The following is a 16,179-nucleotide window of genomic DNA, read 5'->3' on the forward strand; positions in this document are numbered from 1 at the left end:
TTTTACCATGAAACGACACATTTGACTAGCAGGCATTTGACCGAAGAAAGGGTTCTCGCCTTTCCGATCGCTTCAAAAAAACCACGGTCCCATGCACAAAGCGACATGGAGCCATGGCCTTTGAAACCTTCATCGATTACACGTTAAAACGGAAGTGCATAACGTCGCCGTCGTTCACGACGTACTCTTTGCCCTCCAGACGAAGCTGTCCGCGCTCTTTCGCGCCGTTCATCGAGCCAGCGGCAACCAGGTCATCGTATGCGACGACTTCCGCACGAATGAAGCCGCGTTCGAAGTCGGTATGGATGACGCCCGCCGCTTGCGGTGCTTTCGTTCCCTTGCGGATCGTCCAGGCACGCACTTCCTGCACGCCGGCCGTAAAGTAAGTATACAATCCCAAAAGACTGTATGCCGCCTTGATCAGACGGTTCAAACCGGACTCTTCCAGTCCCAGCTCCTCAAGGAACATCGCTTTGTCCTCGCCTTCTAGCTCGGCGATCTCAGCCTCAACCTTCGCGCTGATCGGCACCACGATCGCGTTCTCCGCGGCCGCGAAATCGCGAACCTGCTGCACGTAAGGATTGCTGTCGGCTTCCGCAACGCCGTCTTCGCTCAGGTTCGCCGCGTATAATACCGGCTTCAGCGTCAGCAGGTGCAGATCGCGCACGATCAATTTCTCATCGTCGCTCAGTTCCACGCTGCGTGCGGGCTGATCGTTGTATAGGGCTTCTTTCAGGCGCTCCAGCAGCTCCACTTCCTGAGCATACTGCTTGTTGCCGCCCTTCATGTTCTTCTTCGCACGGTCGATCCGCTTCTCGACGCTGTCGAGATCCGCAAGGATCAGCTCCAGATTGATCGTCTGGATGTCGCTGACCGGGTTCACTTTACCGTCAACGTGGGTAATGTTCTCGTCTTCAAAGCAGCGGACTACATGAACGATTGCATCCACTTCCCGAATATGGGCCAGAAACTTGTTCCCAAGACCTTCCCCTTTGCTCGCGCCGCGAACCAGGCCGGCGATGTCGACGAATTCGAAAGCGGTCGGCACCGTCTTGTTCGGCTGAACCAGTTCCGTCAATTTGTCAAGGCGCTCATCCGGCACTTCCACGACGCCGACGTTAGGATCAATCGTACAGAACGGGTAGTTGGCCGACTCGGCGCCCGCTTGCGTAATCGCATTAAACAATGTAGATTTGCCGACGTTCGGCAAACCGACGATTCCAGCTTTTAAAGCCATTTATGTGACAACTCCTTATCAGGTTTACTCTTATTTATAAGTATACAAGGCTTGGGTTCTATTCGCCGAAGCCCCTATCACCAGCTAAACAATCTTATTAATTATAGCAGATACCCCATAGACTTCAACACGAATATACTGCCATCGTCGAGCCCCGGTTCTGGCGGTATTCTCCCCTGTTTAGGCACGAATCAGCCGCCTGGTGGACTTCAGGGCTTTGATATTCCCCGCGCCGATGCCGAACATGGCCGTCCGCAGCTCCAACTCCACCTGAGCAAGCCGCTGATCGAGCGCTTCAACCGAATCGACCGCCGAGCCCAGAAGTCCGCGGCCGAAACCTGCCAGATCGGCGCCCAGAGCAAGCGCTTTGGCCGCATCGACGCCGCTTTGCAGCCCGCCGCTTCCGATCAGCGCACAGTCCGGCGCGGCTTCGCGCACCTCCGCGATGCAGTCCGCAGTAGGATTGCCCCACCCGGCAAAAGCCTCGGCCGCGGCGCGGCGAACCGGATCCGGGCTGCGGAATTTCTCGACCTGGCTCCACGAGGTGCCGCCCGCACCGGCCACATCGATGAACGCCGCCCCGACGTCCAGCAAAGTCCGCGCCGTTTCGCCGTCGATTCCCCAGCCCACTTCTTTAATCCCGACCGGTATCGAAAGCGTGCGGCACAAATCCTCGATACGCCCCAGCAGACGGCCGAACCGGGTGTTCCCTTCCGGCTGAAACACCTCTTGCAGCCCGTTTAGATGGAGAACCAGCATATCCGCACCCGCGATATCCACCGCCCGCTGACAATCGTCAAGGCCAAAGCCATAGTTCAGCTGCACCGCTCCTAGGTTGGCGATCACCGGCACGCTCGGCGCGTTCTCGCGCACGCGGAATGTCGATGCAAGCTCCTCCTTCTCCACCGCAGCCCGCACGGAGCCGACACCCAGCGCCCAGCCGCGCCGTTCCGCCGCTTCCGCAAGACGCATATTGATCTCTCCGGTGGCCTTGCTTCCGCCAGTCATGGAGCTGATCAGGAATGGCGTGCGTACGGAATAATCAAGAAACGTCGTGTCCATCTTAATCTCTCCAAAGTCGATCTCCGGCAGTGCGGCGTGACGAAAACGGTAACGTTCAAAACCGGTGGTTACCCCCACGGAACCCACTTCTTCGTCCAGGCATAATCGAACATGCTCGATCTTCCGCTCGCCGGTGGGCACTTCCGGCATCAGTCTGCCCCCAATTCTTCCTGATCCTCCGCCTGAAACGGTTGCAGGTTTGCCCGTAGTCTGTTCATGTTCTGAGTTCATTCCGTGCCTCCTTATCCGATTCACTCATCCTTAATAAAGCCGTATCTAAAGCATATCATTGACATCGCAGGTTGTCCCAGCTGCATGATATGTACATCCTTTGACAATTTTAATACCGATGTTCTCACGATCTTCCGTATGTTCGAAACCCAGCAACCTTCCCAAATAGCATTCTGCCCCGGCTTCCCGGGATCATCCCCAAACGCGGTGCTTGCCGAATTGCAATAACTGGAGTGCGTCAGGGCAGCACTTTCATGTTAATTAACGTTATACGACCTACGAATAGAAAAGATAGGAGGATGGGCGATCTTGGACTTCCGCCGTTTGTTCCATAACCGCAATTCAGCTAAACCACCTGCACCGGGTCCAGACACGCAGCCCCTGCCAGAAAACCCTCATGCCAAAAGCTCCCGAATGCGAAAAACAATATTCATGGGCCTTGTCCTTCTCATGCTATGGCTTATCGGGGTAATGATCTATCAGACTCATAAACCTCTTCCGAATGGAATTTCCTATGAAAGTCCGGTCTACCAGAGCGACGTGAAGATGTGGATCGACCTGACCTATCCCGGACCGGACGGCCAGCCTGTCCACGATCAAGAAATCGGACCGCGCATCGGCCAAATTATCGACGAATCGCGAAAATTCCTGGTGATCGATATGTTTCTGTTCAACGGATATGCCCATAAGGACCAAACATTCCCGAAAGTCAGCGAAGAGCTTGCCCGTCGCCTGGTTACCCATAAGAAGAACCATCCCGATATGGATATCTTCTTTATCACCGACGAAGTGAATACCGGGTACGGCTCCTATACGCCGCCGGAGTTCGAGTCCATGAAGGCAGCAGGCATTCATGTGATTGTAACCGATGTCAACCGGCTGCGGGACTCCACGCCTGCTTATTCCGCCGTATGGCGCACGTTCATTCAGTGGTTCGGCCAGTCCGGCAAAGGCACGCTCCCCAATCTCATGGCAACCGAAGCACCCGATATTACCGTTCGCTCCTATCTGAAGCTGCTGAACGTGAAAGCCAATCACCGCAAAGTCGTGATCAGCGAGAACGCCGCGCTGGTGACTTCGGCCAACATGCATGACGCCAGCGCCTTCCACTCGAACATCGCCTTCGAAACGAGCGGGGACATCATCGGCGATATGCTTGCGGCGGAGCAAGCCGCCGTTAACCTTACAAGCCCGATCAAGCTGCCGGAATACGAGCCCGGCTCCAAGCCGGCGGTGCAGCCTTCAGGTCAACCCAACGGCGTCGATGTTCGTTATTTGACGGAAGGAAAAATCTATAAATATGTGCTGGAGGGCATTGAGCAGTCACAGCCCGGGGACACGCTCTGGATGGGGATGTTCTACCTGGCCGACAGTAAAGTCATGGAACGGCTTCTGCAAGCCTCGGACCGAGGCGTTGACATCCGTCTCATTCTGGATCCGAACCAGAACGCCTTCGGCCGGGACAAAATCGGCATCCCCAACCGTCCGGCTGCCGCCGAGCTCATTCAGAAATCCAAAGGAAAAATCTCCATTCGCTGGTACAACACCGGCACCGAACAGTATCATACCAAGCTCATGTACATTGCCAAACCGACAGGCAAATCGATTATTACCGGCGGGTCAACTAATTTCACCCAGCGGAATCTGGACGATCTGAATTTGGAGAACAATCTGTGGATCGCTGCCCCTCAGAATCATCCGCTCACCCGGGATTTGGACCGTTACTTTCATCGGATATGGTTCAACGAAGATGCCCCGTTCAGTCTGGACGTCGACGCTTACTTGGGAAAAACCACATGGATGAAGGATATCCTGTTTAAATTGCAAAAAAGCCTGGGTTTCACTACCTTTTAAAATCCTTACAGATAGATGGAACGAACGGGCTTAGGGAAGCGGCCGTTCCCGGCTTCTTCCGCTGCGTTTACAACAAGGGGGACATCAGCCGGGCAGCGGATTCAAGCAGCCGTGTCATGATTCTCTTTTTGCGGGTATGATGGCGGTCGTACACGATGGCGGATTCCAGGTCATGCTCGAAATCGGATACCAGCTTGCTTACGCTGTCCGTGTGTACGAGCAATGCGTTGACTTCAAAATTAAGATGGAAGCTCCGCATGTCCATATTGGCCGTTCCGATGGTGGCCACCTCGCCGTCGACGATCAGCAGCTTGGAGTGCATGAACCCTTTTTCGTATTCATAGACCCTTACCCCAACATCCAGCAGGGCCGGGAAATAGGAATGGGACGCGAGGAAGGGCAGCCACTTGTCCGGCTTTGACGGAAACAGAATGCGCACGTCAAGACCCGATAAGGCGGCAACCCTAAGCGCGGTAAGAATGTCCTCATCCGGTATAAAATAAGGCGTAGCCAACCACACCGACTTACGAGCCGACACAATCATGGAGAAAAAAATGTTCTTGAGGGCTCTCCGTTCATTATCCGGACCGCTTGCGATAATCTGTACGGCACCGCTGCGGTTCTCCAGCAAATCCGGGGAGTAATAGATCGGCTCGTTCGGCTGCTCCCCCGTCATATACTGCCAATCCTGCAAAAATACAACCTGGAGCGTCCGAACCGCTTCTCCCCGGACAAGCATATGGGTGTCGCGCCAGAAACCGAATGCTTTGCTGCGGCTTAAATACTCGTCACCCACATTCAAGCCGCCAACGAACCCGACGCTGCCGTCGATCACGACGATTTTGCGATGATTGCGGTAATTCACGCGGCTCGTGAAGAAGATCGTCTTGGGACTGCCGAACACGGCCACCTGCACGCCCGCATCCCGCATCTCCTGCAGGAAGGAAGGCGGAAGCTGCAGGCTGCCGACGGCGTCTACCATAAATCGCACGGCAATCCCTTGCCTCGCCTTCCGTATCAAAATTTCCTGGATCTGCGTTCCGATCGCATCCGGGCGGTAAATGTAATATTCCATATGAATATGGTGCGCCGCTTGCTCCAGCTCCGCAATCAATGCAGTAAAGGTCTCTTCCCCATCGGTCAGCACCTTCGTGTCGCTTGAGAACGATATCGGCGTGCGCGCAAGCCGGGTGGACAGCTGAAGCAGCTGCTGCACTTCCGGCTTGAAGCAGGAGACGTCGGGTGTGTTCTTTCGCAGGACCTCGCTGGTGTATACCAGGCCGTCCTTCCTCGCCTTTTTATCGTATTTTCTCCGTTTGAAATAGTTCTGTCCGAACAAAAAATAAAAAACGAGCCCGACGATGGGGACAAGCGCCAGCAGCAGGATCCAGGCCATGGTGCTGGAAGGATGGCGATTCTCCATAAAAATCATGAATCCGATGGATACGACGGTCAGCGTAGAGAATATCCCGATAACCGTCCCTGTCGTCTTCCCGAAATAATGCATGCCAAAATAATAAAACGCGAACAATAGCGCGGTGATCAGTACAGCCTCTATTCCCTTTCTCATATCCATTTACCCCTTGTTCTTCATCGTTTCTGTCTCTGTATGCACGATGCTGGTCACACATATTCTACATGATCTCCCCCAGGAACTAAAGACTGTTCTCCTTGGGTCGGCAAGTGCCCGATGTCCCAGAAAAAAGAGATTGACAATGCTGACGCCATTTGATAGAAATATAACTAACGATCGTTAGTTAGGAGGAATTCAATGAGTGCCGCCGACATTAAACAGTCCGCTCTTGCCCACTTTGCCAAAAACGGTTACGAAGGGGCATCGCTAAAACATATCGCCGACGATTGCGGTATCAAGAAACCGTCTATATACGCCCATTTTTCGAGTAAGAAGGATTTGTTTCTGCAAGTGCTCCAGGACGTATTCCATCGTCAGGAGGAAATGATGGTAGCCTATTTCCTTGACCATTCCGATTGGCCGCTGGAGCAGCAGCTGCACGGATTTCTTGAGAATCGTCTCCAAGCTTATCAAATGGATGACGAGGTCCAGTTCTTCATGCGGATGGCCTTCTTCCCGCCTAGCACGCTGTATGACGAAGTGATGGCGATGGTGTATCCGCTACTGGATCAACAGGAGCAGAACCTGTCGAAGCTGCTTGCCGCGGGCTGCCCGGAGCAGGGCCGCATCATCCGTCATCCGCGCAATGCGGCGATAGCCTTTATGACCTTGGTGGACGGGATCCATCTGGAAACCGTGTACGGCGGGGAAGAGCGGGCCTCAAGACGCCTTACAGCTGCTTGGCCTGTGTATTGGTTAGGGGTAACGAAGCAAAGATATAACCACAAGAGTTAAATCCTGATGGAATGACGCATCCTAAGCAGGAAGTTGTAGTCGAAAGAATTTGTAATGTAAGGTTACCGTTCTTTTCGTAAAAGGAGTGACAAACATAATGAATCGCAACTGGGGTTACGTGCTGCTGGCTGGATTGGTTGAAATCATATGGGTGATGGGGTTGAAGCATTCCTCCAACATCTGGGAATGGCTTGGGACCTTGGCCGCCATCGCAGCGAGCTTCTATCTTATTATCGAGGCGGCCAAACGGCTGCCAGTCGGAACCGTATATGCCGTCTTTACGGGGATCGGCACCGCCGGAACGGTCGCGTCCGAAATGCTGTTCTTCGGAGAGCCGTTTAAACTGGTCAAGGTGCTTCTGATCTGCGTGCTGCTTGCCGGCGTTATCGGCCTTAAGCTTGTTACGGCTGATCACGCCGAACCGGAGGTGAGTAAATAATGGCTTGGATTGCGCTTATATTTGCCGGATTATTCGAAATCGGCGGCGTCATCGGCATCAAAGGCGTGTCGGATCGCAAAGGCTGGCGTTATGTACTGATTTTGGCCTTATCCTTCGCCGCCAGCTTCTCCCTCCTCTCCTACGCCATGACCGAGCTGCCCATGGGGACCGCTTATGCGATCTGGACGGGGATCGGTACGGTCGGCGGGGCCTTGACCGGCATGTTTCTGTTCGGGGAGCCCAAGGAATGGCGGAGAGTGTTGTTTATCGCCATGATCCTGTGCTCGGCCGTGGGCCTGAAATTGATCAGCTAATATTTTTTCAAGAAAAATCGCAAGTTTTCAGAACCTAACGAAAAGGACGACCGTAGTAAAGTTGAAACGGTCGTTCTTTTTTGTATATAATAGTTCTTGACCTTATGGTCAATCCAAGAACCGATAAGTTCTCAAGCGAGGTGAGCTATTGATTGGCTGATAAAACGGCAGAAAAACGACAGCAAATTCTCATCACTGCGATGCAGCTGTTTTCCGCGAAGGGCTCTTCGGTTACCTCCATGCAGGAAATCGCCGAAGTATGCGGGATGTCGAAAGGCAGCCTCTATCTTCATTTCAAGTCCAAAGAGGAATTGGAAAAGAGCATTTACGAGCATATCGCAGGCCGGATCAAAGACGAGATTCTCCGGGTCGATCACGATCCGCTGCTAGCGCCTAAGGAACAGCTGCGTAAACAGACGGAAGTGCTTCTGATCCATTTTCTAGAGATCCGGGAATTTCTCCTGAAGCAAATCCATGATCAGATGCCGGGAAAACCGCCTTTTGACAAGGAAAACATGCGACTGGAGATGCTTGCTGCATTGCAGTGGTTTAACAATAAGCTGAAAACCATTTATGGACCGGACGTTGAGCCGTATACGATTGAGATCGGCATGTTTATGGCCAGCATGCTGGGCTCGTATATCCGTTTTCTGTTCATGCCGGGATTCCATTTGAACGTGGGAATCACCGCAGATCACCAGATCCAGCTGCTTGATGATATCGTAGCCAGCATTCTTCGCAGACGGCCGGAGCCGCTGATCCCGATGGAGGCGGTTGGCCAATTGGGCCAATTATGCCAGACCGACGTTCCCAAACAGCGCCATCCGCTGATCGTCATTAAGGCAATGAAAAGCGAGCTGAAGAAGGTTCAGGCCGAGCCGGAAGAGCGGGAAGATGCGATGGAATCCCTCAATATTATGGAGAAAGAGCTGCTTGGCCTCCAGCCCAGCCGGGCCGTTCTGAAAGGAATGCTTGCTAACTTGGAGGGGATCGAGGAAATCGAAGCATTGTATACCGAGCTCAAGGGCACCATTTCGACTGTGCTTGAAAGCTATCTTACGCCCGGCGGCATGATGCAGGGGAATTCGTTCAAATTAGAGACATAGAGTTTGGAGAGGAGAGAGAATCGCCTAATGAAAGGAATTATCAATTTCTCGCTGCGCAACAAGTTTGCGATCTGGCTGCTGACCATCATCGTCAGCTTCGGTGGATTGTACGGCGGACTGACGATGAAGCAAGAAACCATTCCGGATATTAACGTTCCGTTCTTGAGTGTCACCGCCATCTATCCTGGTGCATCTCCCGAAGGCGTTGTGGAGGATGTAACCAAACCGCTCGAGACGAGACTCCGCAATATCGACGGCGTCAAAACCGTAACCTCCACTTCCATGGAGAATGCAGCGAATGTCATGGTTGAGTTTGATTATGGTAGTGATCTGGACAACGCTACGGCGGCTGTTCGCGAAGCCATCAACGAGGTAAAGCTGCCTGACGACGCCCAGAAACCTACCATATCCAAATTCAGCATGAGCTCCATGCCGGTTGTCTCGTTAAGCATTGCTAACAAGGACAACATGGAATTGGATGAATTGACCCGCATCACGGAGAATGACATCGTTCCCGAGCTGGAGGATTTGGACGGGGTTGCTTCCATCCAGGTAGCCGGCCAATTCGTGAATGAGGTACAGCTTAAGTTTAACCAGGACAAAATGAGCGAGCTTGGCCTGACCGAGGATACCGTCAAAGGTATCGTTCAGGGTTCGGCGCTGTACGCTCCGCTCGGCATGTTCGAAATGGAAAAGTCCCAAAAAGCCGTTGCCGTTGATGGCGGCATCATCGGCATCGACGATCTGAAGAATATCGCCATTCCGGTCATTCCGGGTGGCGGCGGGGCGGATGCGTCTGCCGGCGCCGGTGCTCCGAATGCCGGTGCAGGCCAGCAGCAACAGCCGCCTGGCGATGCTGCTGGGGCCGGTCAGCAAGCCGTGCCTGGCGCTGAAGCCGCTGCCGGTGCTGGTGCTGGTGCTGGCGCTGGTGGACAAAATAGTGCTCCTGGTATGCCAGCCGGCATTCCAACCGTCAAACTGAGCGAGATTGCCAAAATTGAAGTGATCGGCTCCTCGGAATCCATCTCCCGCACCAACGGGAAGGAATCGATCGGTATCCAAATCGTAAAAGCAAACGATGCCAACACGGTTGACGTCGTGAACCAGGTCAAAGACAAGGCCGAAGAATTGAGAGGCCTGTATCCTGGCATGGATCTGACGATCATGCTGGACCAAGGAAAGCCGATTGAGGACTCTGTCCATACGATGCTTTCCAAGGCATTATTCGGTGCGTTGTTCGCCGTTCTGATCATTATGGTCTTCCTGCGCAACATCCGTTCGACGATTATTTCGATCATTTCGATCCCGCTGTCCTTGCTGATTGCGGTTCTGTGCCTGAAGCAAATGGATATCACCTTGAACATGATGTCGCTCGGCGCCATGACCGTTGCCATCGGCCGGGTTGTCGATGACTCCATCGTGGTTATCGAGAATATTTACCGGCGCATGTCCCTCTCGACCGAGAAATTGAAGGGCCGAGAGCTCATCAGCGCCGCTACGCGCGAAATGTTTGTGCCGATCATGTCCTCCACCATCGTGACCATCGCGGTATTCCTGCCGCTTACATTGGTCAGCGGCATGGTAGGAGAGCTGTTCATGCCGTTTGCATTGACGATGGTCTTTGCCCTGCTTGCTTCCCTGGTCGTGGCGATTACGCTCGTACCTGCCATGGCGCACAGCCTGTTCCGCAAAGGCTTGAAGAACACACATGATCATGAAGAGAAGCCGGGTGCCATGGCCCGCGGCTATCGCTCCATCTTGAAATGGACCTTGAATCACAAAGCGATTACCTTCCTGGCAGCCATCGTGCTGCTCGTTGGAAGCTTGTTCTTGACCAAGTACCTGGGCGTAAGCTTTATTCCGGAACAGGAAGACAAATACGCGATGGTCACCTATTCACCTGAGCCTGGCGTAATGCTGGAGGATGTTGAGGATCGAGCCTTAAAAGCCGAGAAGCTGATCCTGGATCAACCAGGCGTGCAATCGATGCAATACTCCATCGGCGGAAGCAATCCGCTGGGCATGGGCTCCGCCAATTCAGGATTGTTCTACGTTATGTATGATCCGGACACGAAAAACTTCGAAGACGTCAAAAAGACGCTCATCGAAGATCTTGCCAAGGAAGTGCCGGACGGCACTTGGTCCAATATGGACATGGCAGCCGGCGGCTTTGGCGGCAGCCAGCTGACGGTGAACGTCTTCGGCGACTCGCTGGAGCAGATCAAGCCGGTGGCCGATCAAATCGCAGAGCTTGCGAACAAGGATACCGCGACGTTTGAAAATGCGGAAACCAGCTTGTCCGAAGCGTTTGAGCAGTACACGCTGGTAGCCGATCAAGAGAAGCTCAGCTCACTGGGCCTGACGGCCGGACAGCTGGCCATGAAGCTGGCCCCGGTACGGGAACGTCCGGTCTTGACCGAAGTCAAGATCGAAGACAAAACCTACAATGTTTATATTGAAGCGGACAGCAAAACCTATAAGAGCATTAAGGAAATCGAGAACGAAACCGTGACCTCTCCGCTTGGCATCGAAGTACCGATCAAGGATGTGGCCAAGGTGGAAAAAGGAACCACTCCGGATTCCATTACGCGCATCGACGGTAAAATGGTTGTGAGTGTCACAGCCGACATCCTGTCCAGCGATGTAGGCTCGGCTTCGACCAACCTGGAGACCGAAGTGAACAAGCTTGAGCTTCCAGACGGCGTGTCCGTCCAATTCGGAGGCGTCACCGAGCAAATTAACGAAACCTTCGGACAGCTCGGGCTTGCGATGCTGGCGGCCATCGCTATCGTATACTTTGTACTCGTGGTTACGTTTGGCGGGGGACTCGCTCCATTCGCCATCCTGTTCTCGCTGCCGTTCATTGTCATCGGCGCTATCATAGGCCTGCTCGTCACGGGCGAAACACTGAACGTGTCTGCACTGATGGGCGTGCTCATGCTGATCGGTATCGTGGTGACGAACGCGATCGTGTTGATCGACCGCGTGATCCATATGGAACGCGAAGGAATGAGCACGCGCGAAGCCCTGCTCGAAGCCGGCGCTACCCGTCTTCGTCCGATTCTGATGACGGCACTGGCAACCATCGGCGCGCTCCTGCCTCTCGTATTCGGCTGGGAGAGCAGCGCAGGCATCATCTCGAAAGGACTCGGCATCACGGTTATTGGCGGCCTGATCAGTTCCACGCTGCTGACACTCGTGGTTGTACCGATCGTGTACGAGTTCCTGATGAAGTTCAGCAAGAAGAGAATCGAAGATTAATTAGAAAACCAAACGCCCCGGCCTCCTACATTAGGAGGCCGGGGCGTTGTTCTGTTTGTTGACGATGATATGATTCTGGCGCTAATGCACCAGCATGGCTTCCTTGGAATGCTTCCAGGTCTTCAGCATGTTCAGATCCTGTGCGAGGAATTCCTCCAGCAGGCTGAATAACGACTGGTATAGCGGGCTTTGCGTGGACCCCTTCAGATCCTTGCAGAGGGATGGCACCCATGACAACAGATGCTCCTCCAGAAGTTTCTCTTGTACCTCCATTAATTGCAACATGCTATCTTCACAATACGTATTGTTCAGCATACGGTCATGAAGCAGCGTCATAAATTCCAGTTCAATGGCTATATGATCGTCCGCTTCGCCATGCAGTTTATTAAAGGCAACACCGGCGGATGCATAACACTCGGCCAAATCCTGAGCGCATCCATCCTTCGTATAATGGGATTCCGCGGCCTGGCGAGGTTTGGACAGCTGAAGCAGACGACGGTATTCCGCCCCCTCATATTCGCAAATCCGAACCAATTCCTCAGGCGAGCGTCCGCATAAATATTTCATCAGTTCCGTACCGGCCTTCGAACACTCCGCCGCCTTGCTAATTCCGCTCCCGCGGCTCCATTCCGCAATCATAGACAAGCTGGGCCAATTTCCCAAAAAATCAATCAGCAGCTCGTAGACCGTCCCCCGGTTTTCAAGCCACCTGTGACAGACGTCAGGCACCTCCAAAGTTTGAACAGGTGATATCGCCATATCGAACCTCCTATTGGTAACCTTTCTTGTTGGATGTGATATCCTTGACAGTATATCTTAGATGAACGTCTAATGAAAGCAGTTTGAAATGATTTCCGAAAATTTCGGAAAAATCAGGAAACTTTCGGAAATCTAGAATGTCACTACTCGCTTTCAAGGGGAGAAAGCTTTGGTCCACAGGTTCAATATACCTGATTTAGAAAGCGTTTTCTGTGATACTTCTCACAAATCCTTGAACTTATCCGTGCGGCTTGTCCGGCTGACATGACCCTTACAACGCATTGACTCCTGTTCGGGGAATGGCTACAATGTGACCATGCACGCTAGTATAAAGGGGGATTTCCATGATCGAACCGCTTAAAGATTCCTTCGGTCGTGTCCATGATTATATTCGAATCTCGGTGACGGATCGGTGCAATCTTCGTTGTGTATATTGTATGCCGGAAGAAGGGATGGAATTCCAACCTCACGATCAGATTATGAGCTATGAAGAGATCGCCTCGATCATGCGCGTTCTGGCCCCCATGGGCGTCTCCAAAGTACGCCTTACCGGCGGCGAGCCGCTTGTGCGCAAGGATCTGGAAACCTTGGTCCATCAGATTGCTTCCATTGAAGGAGTTCAAGATATATCCCTCACCACCAACGGGATCATGCTCCCATCCAAGGCCCGCCTGCTGAAGGAAGCGGGACTCACCCGCATCAACATCAGCCTGGATTCGCTCCAGGAAGAGCGTTACGCTCGCATCACGCGCGGCGGCCGGGTGCATAAAGTGCTGGAAGGCATTGAAGCCGCTTATGAAGCCGGCCTGAATCCGATCAAGCTGAACATGGTGTTAATGAAGGGCTTCAATGAGGACGAGATTCGCGACTTTATCGCCCTGACGCTTGATCGTCCCCTTCATGTCCGCTTTATTGAATACATGCCGATCGGCCAAGCATCCGATACCTGGCGGGATTCGTACCTGCCGCTGAGCCGGGTATCCGAAGTGTGCCAAGAGGCCGGCTGGGCCATTCAAGAAGAGCAGGGCCCTTCCGGCAACGGTCCTTCGCGCAATATGAAGGTGGTTGGAGCAACGGGAACGTTCGGTTTGATCCATCCGGTCAGCGATCATTTCTGCGATTCCTGCAACCGGCTCAGGCTGACGGCCGACGGCCATATCAAGGCTTGCCTATATTGGTCGGACGAATTTAACGTGCGCCGCGTCATCGATGACCCTTCGGCGGTGGCGAACCTGTTCCGCAAAGCGCTCGGCGCCAAGCCGCTGAATCATGAAATGGCGCTCGCGCTGGAGAAAAAGGCCCAAAGCCATACTCCTACGGCCCGGCGCATGTCGCAGATCGGCGGATGAGCTTCTGCTCAGCGCATGAGAGCAGAATCAGCATAACCAAAGCAAACCGCCTTTATATACTAGAAAGCCCCGCCAAGCATTCGAATGGCGGGGCTATTTTTATAGGATGCGTGCAGGGGACGATCATTCTTCCGTATTCAGCAGACCGCCTGCGGCCTCGTAATCCACGGGCGTATTCATGTTAAATAAGATTCGGCGCGGATCAAGGCCGGTAACCTCCGCTAATTCCTCCTCATTCGCAAAGACGGCATTCAGCTCCTGCACCCACTCCACCATGCGGAGCTGCCCCCGGATCAGCCTGCGCTCAAGGCTTTCCGCGGTCTCTCTGCGATACGCTGCCAGCAGCGGGTGCATCCTTCCTTCCACGACCGGGATTACGGCCTCAGCCGTGTCCTGCTTGTTCGCCAGATCCAGCAGCCCCTGGAGAAACCGCTCGTGGATATAAGGCATGTCGCAAGCTGCGACCAGATTCCATGTGCTCCGGGAAGACTTCAGGGCGGCGTGAAGGCCCGCCATCGGACCTTGTCCGACATAGAGGTCGGGGACGCATTCCAAGCCGAGGAATTGATAAGATTCCGGGTCATTGGTAGACAGGATCACCCTTCCGCTGACTTTGTCCAGCGCGTGGACCGTCCGTTCAATCAAACTCATCCCCTCCATGGGCAGCAGCGCCTTGTTTCTCCCCATTCTCCGGGAGGCTCCTCCAGCAAGGGCGATTCCCGTCACTTGACCCGATGGCAGACGAACATCTTGGGAGTGAACGCTCATATGCTCCACCAGCCTTTCTTCAAGTTATAAAAAATCGGATTCAGTTTATAGGTTAATATCCAGAATAATGGAAAATCATTTAAAAGATGGTTTGTATCCCTTTTCAATGCGTGATACATTGAAAGGAAAGCGGCTTTTTTTCTTATACCGCGATTATGGATTGTATTCGGTTTGAAAGGAATGACCTACTTGCGGAATATGGACAATGCTCAACCTTCGCTGACATCGCTCAAGCTGTTCAACTTCTTCATTTACGGAACCATGGTCATCTTCACCGGTTTCTTCCAGTTGTATTTGCAAGATATCGGCATGAGCAAAATCGAAATCGGCAGCCTGATGGCGATTGCGCCATTTGTGTCCATCTTCGCCAATCCGTTCTGGGGATTCTGGAGTGACCGGGCGGCCAACATCAAACGCGTGCTGCTGATCATGATGACCGGTACACTGCTGCTGGTTCAGCTTGTTTTTCAGGCGAATACCTATGCAATGATATACATGACGATGATTTTCTTTTATTTTTTTCAGACGCCGATGTTCTCGCAGACAAATTCGCTGATTCTGACCTATATTGATGGAACTCAGCAAAAATTCGGCTCGTTCCGGCTGTGGGGCTCGCTCGGATGGGCGCTGACGGCCATCGCTGCCGGGCCTGTCATCGACCGGCTCGGGTCGGGACGCATCGCCATCGTGTTCTCGATCATGCTGCTGGTGGCGGCCGTGTTCATGTTTACGCTGCCCTCCATTCAGAAAACGGCGGCATCGGCATCGGTCAGCCTCAGGGGGCTCAGCAGGCTGTTCCTGAACTCCTATTTTGTCTGGTTCATCCTGTTAGGCATCATGGTATCCATCCCGAACACGGCGAACAATACCTTTATGTCCCTATACATTCTGGAGCTGGGCGGGACCAAGCAGACGGTCGGCCTCGCCATCTTCTTCTCATCGATATTCGAAGTGCTGATCTTCATTCTGTTTGACCGCTTCCTGAAACGGAAAATCAACGTCCTGGTGGGCTGCCTGACGATTGTCAGCCTGCTCTTCGCGCTCCGCTGGCTGCTTATGGCCGAAGCCAACAGCCCGCTGGAGGTCGCCTTCATCCAGCTGCTGCACTGCGTTACCTTCGGCGGCTACTTCTATGTCGGCGTTCAGCTGACAATGCTGTTTGTTCCGACGCCGTACCGCGCCTCCGGCCAAGCGATCTATACCTTAAGCTGGAGCGGCATATCCGGTGTCATCGGCGGCCTTGCCGGCGGCTGGATGTTCCAGAACTTCGGAGCGCAGGCCATGTACCGGACCGGTACGATGCTTGCCATCGTGGGTGCCATCGGCTTTGGCTGGATGTGGTATAACCTGCGCAGGCACGGATACCAGCCGCTGCACCCGGACGATCCCGAAGACGACGAGATCGAGGAGTACGCTGCGAGTTAACGCGAA

Annotated in this window: 13 protein-coding genes; 8 read left to right on the forward strand and 5 right to left on the reverse strand. The window is 53.5% G+C overall.

The window, feature by feature from the left end; genetic code table 11:
• Positions 1-136: 136 nt before the first annotated feature.
• Both ychF and fni read right to left on the reverse strand, forming a co-directional pair.
• On the reverse strand, positions 137-1,237 hold the full coding sequence (gene ychF / locus MHH82_RS30395) for a redox-regulated ATPase YchF (RefSeq protein ID WP_015737759.1): 1,101 nt from the start codon (positions 1,235-1,237) through the stop codon (positions 137-139).
• A gap of 180 nt (positions 1,238-1,417) precedes the next feature.
• A complete protein-coding gene (fni, locus tag MHH82_RS30400; RefSeq protein ID WP_251501304.1) occupies positions 1,418-2,530 on the reverse strand; it encodes a type 2 isopentenyl-diphosphate Delta-isomerase in 1,113 nt (370 codons plus the stop codon).
• A gap of 309 nt (positions 2,531-2,839) precedes the next feature.
• On the opposite strand from fni, the gene MHH82_RS30405 reads away from it, so the two are divergent.
• Entirely contained in the window at positions 2,840-4,384 is a 1,545-nt protein-coding gene (locus MHH82_RS30405; RefSeq protein WP_340969254.1) for a phospholipase D family protein, read from the forward strand.
• 67 nt (positions 4,385-4,451) lie between these two features.
• Here MHH82_RS30405 and cls read toward each other — a convergent pair whose 3' ends face one another.
• On the reverse strand, positions 4,452-5,954 hold the full coding sequence (gene cls / locus MHH82_RS30410) for a cardiolipin synthase (protein ID WP_251501298.1): 1,503 nt from the start codon (positions 5,952-5,954) through the stop codon (positions 4,452-4,454).
• A 201-nt stretch (positions 5,955-6,155) separates the two neighbouring features.
• On the opposite strand from cls, the gene MHH82_RS30415 reads away from it, so the two are divergent.
• The 5 genes from MHH82_RS30415 to MHH82_RS30435 all read left to right on the forward strand — a co-directional run bounded on the left by MHH82_RS30415 (position 6,156) and on the right by MHH82_RS30435 (position 11,872).
• Positions 6,156-6,752, forward strand: coding sequence for a TetR/AcrR family transcriptional regulator (locus MHH82_RS30415; protein ID WP_036662072.1), 597 nt, complete (start codon positions 6,156-6,158; stop codon positions 6,750-6,752).
• 97 nt (positions 6,753-6,849) lie between these two features.
• Positions 6,850-7,191: a DMT family transporter gene (locus tag MHH82_RS30420; protein WP_015737764.1), complete on the forward strand. Its 342-nt coding sequence runs from the start codon at positions 6,850-6,852 to the stop codon at positions 7,189-7,191.
• Positions 7,191-7,505, forward strand: a complete 315-nt coding sequence (locus tag MHH82_RS30425; RefSeq protein ID WP_340969257.1) for a DMT family transporter — start codon at positions 7,191-7,193, stop codon at positions 7,503-7,505. The genes MHH82_RS30420 and MHH82_RS30425 overlap by 1 nt, the downstream gene beginning before the upstream one ends.
• Before the next feature lie 152 nt (positions 7,506-7,657).
• Entirely contained in the window at positions 7,658-8,611 is a 954-nt protein-coding gene (locus MHH82_RS30430; protein WP_145039333.1) for a TetR/AcrR family transcriptional regulator, read from the forward strand.
• Between the two features lie 27 nt (positions 8,612-8,638).
• Positions 8,639-11,872: an efflux RND transporter permease subunit gene (locus MHH82_RS30435; protein WP_145039336.1), complete on the forward strand. Its 3,234-nt coding sequence runs from the start codon at positions 8,639-8,641 to the stop codon at positions 11,870-11,872.
• 81 nt (positions 11,873-11,953) lie between these two features.
• On the opposite strand, the gene MHH82_RS30440 is transcribed toward MHH82_RS30435, so the two are convergent.
• Entirely contained in the window at positions 11,954-12,631 is a 678-nt protein-coding gene (locus MHH82_RS30440) for a TorD/DmsD family molecular chaperone (RefSeq protein ID WP_340969260.1), read from the reverse strand.
• A 344-nt stretch (positions 12,632-12,975) separates the two neighbouring features.
• Here MHH82_RS30440 and moaA point away from each other — a divergent pair, with 344 nt between their 5' ends.
• Positions 12,976-13,980, forward strand: a complete 1,005-nt coding sequence (gene moaA, locus MHH82_RS30445; RefSeq protein WP_340969262.1) for a GTP 3',8-cyclase MoaA — start codon at positions 12,976-12,978, stop codon at positions 13,978-13,980.
• A gap of 123 nt (positions 13,981-14,103) precedes the next feature.
• Here the strand turns inward: moaA and mobA are convergent, their stop codons facing one another.
• Positions 14,104-14,748, reverse strand: a complete 645-nt coding sequence (mobA, locus tag MHH82_RS30450) for a molybdenum cofactor guanylyltransferase (RefSeq protein ID WP_340969263.1) — start codon at positions 14,746-14,748, stop codon at positions 14,104-14,106.
• A gap of 189 nt (positions 14,749-14,937) precedes the next feature.
• On the opposite strand from mobA, the gene MHH82_RS30455 reads away from it, so the two are divergent.
• Positions 14,938-16,173: an MFS transporter gene (locus MHH82_RS30455; protein ID WP_015737771.1), complete on the forward strand. Its 1,236-nt coding sequence runs from the start codon at positions 14,938-14,940 to the stop codon at positions 16,171-16,173.
• The last annotated feature ends 6 nt before the right edge of the window (positions 16,174-16,179 follow it).

This window comes from Bacillus sp. FSL K6-6540 (assembly GCF_038007545.1).

Excerpts from the sequence above, each read along its gene's own strand:
- mobA (WP_340969263.1), bottom strand. The coding sequence starts at position 14,748 with ATGAGCGTTCACTCCCAAGATGTTCGTCTGCCATCGGGTCAAGTGACG.
- MHH82_RS30440 (WP_340969260.1), bottom strand. The coding sequence starts at position 12,631 with ATGGCGATATCACCTGTTCAAACTTTGGAGGTGCCTGACGTCTGTCAC.
- MHH82_RS30420 (WP_015737764.1), top strand. The coding sequence starts at position 6,850 with ATGAATCGCAACTGGGGTTACGTGCTGCTGGCTGGATTGGTTGAAATC.
- MHH82_RS30435 (WP_145039336.1), top strand. The coding sequence starts at position 8,639 with ATGAAAGGAATTATCAATTTCTCGCTGCGCAACAAGTTTGCGATCTGG.
- MHH82_RS30425 (WP_340969257.1), top strand. The coding sequence starts at position 7,191 with ATGGCTTGGATTGCGCTTATATTTGCCGGATTATTCGAAATCGGCGGC.
- fni (WP_251501304.1), bottom strand. The coding sequence starts at position 2,530 with ATGAACTCAGAACATGAACAGACTACGGGCAAACCTGCAACCGTTTCA.
- moaA (WP_340969262.1), top strand. The coding sequence starts at position 12,976 with ATGATCGAACCGCTTAAAGATTCCTTCGGTCGTGTCCATGATTATATT.
- cls (WP_251501298.1), bottom strand. The coding sequence starts at position 5,954 with ATGAGAAAGGGAATAGAGGCTGTACTGATCACCGCGCTATTGTTCGCG.
- MHH82_RS30415 (WP_036662072.1), top strand. The coding sequence starts at position 6,156 with ATGAGTGCCGCCGACATTAAACAGTCCGCTCTTGCCCACTTTGCCAAA.
- ychF (WP_015737759.1), bottom strand. The coding sequence starts at position 1,237 with ATGGCTTTAAAAGCTGGAATCGTCGGTTTGCCGAACGTCGGCAAATCT.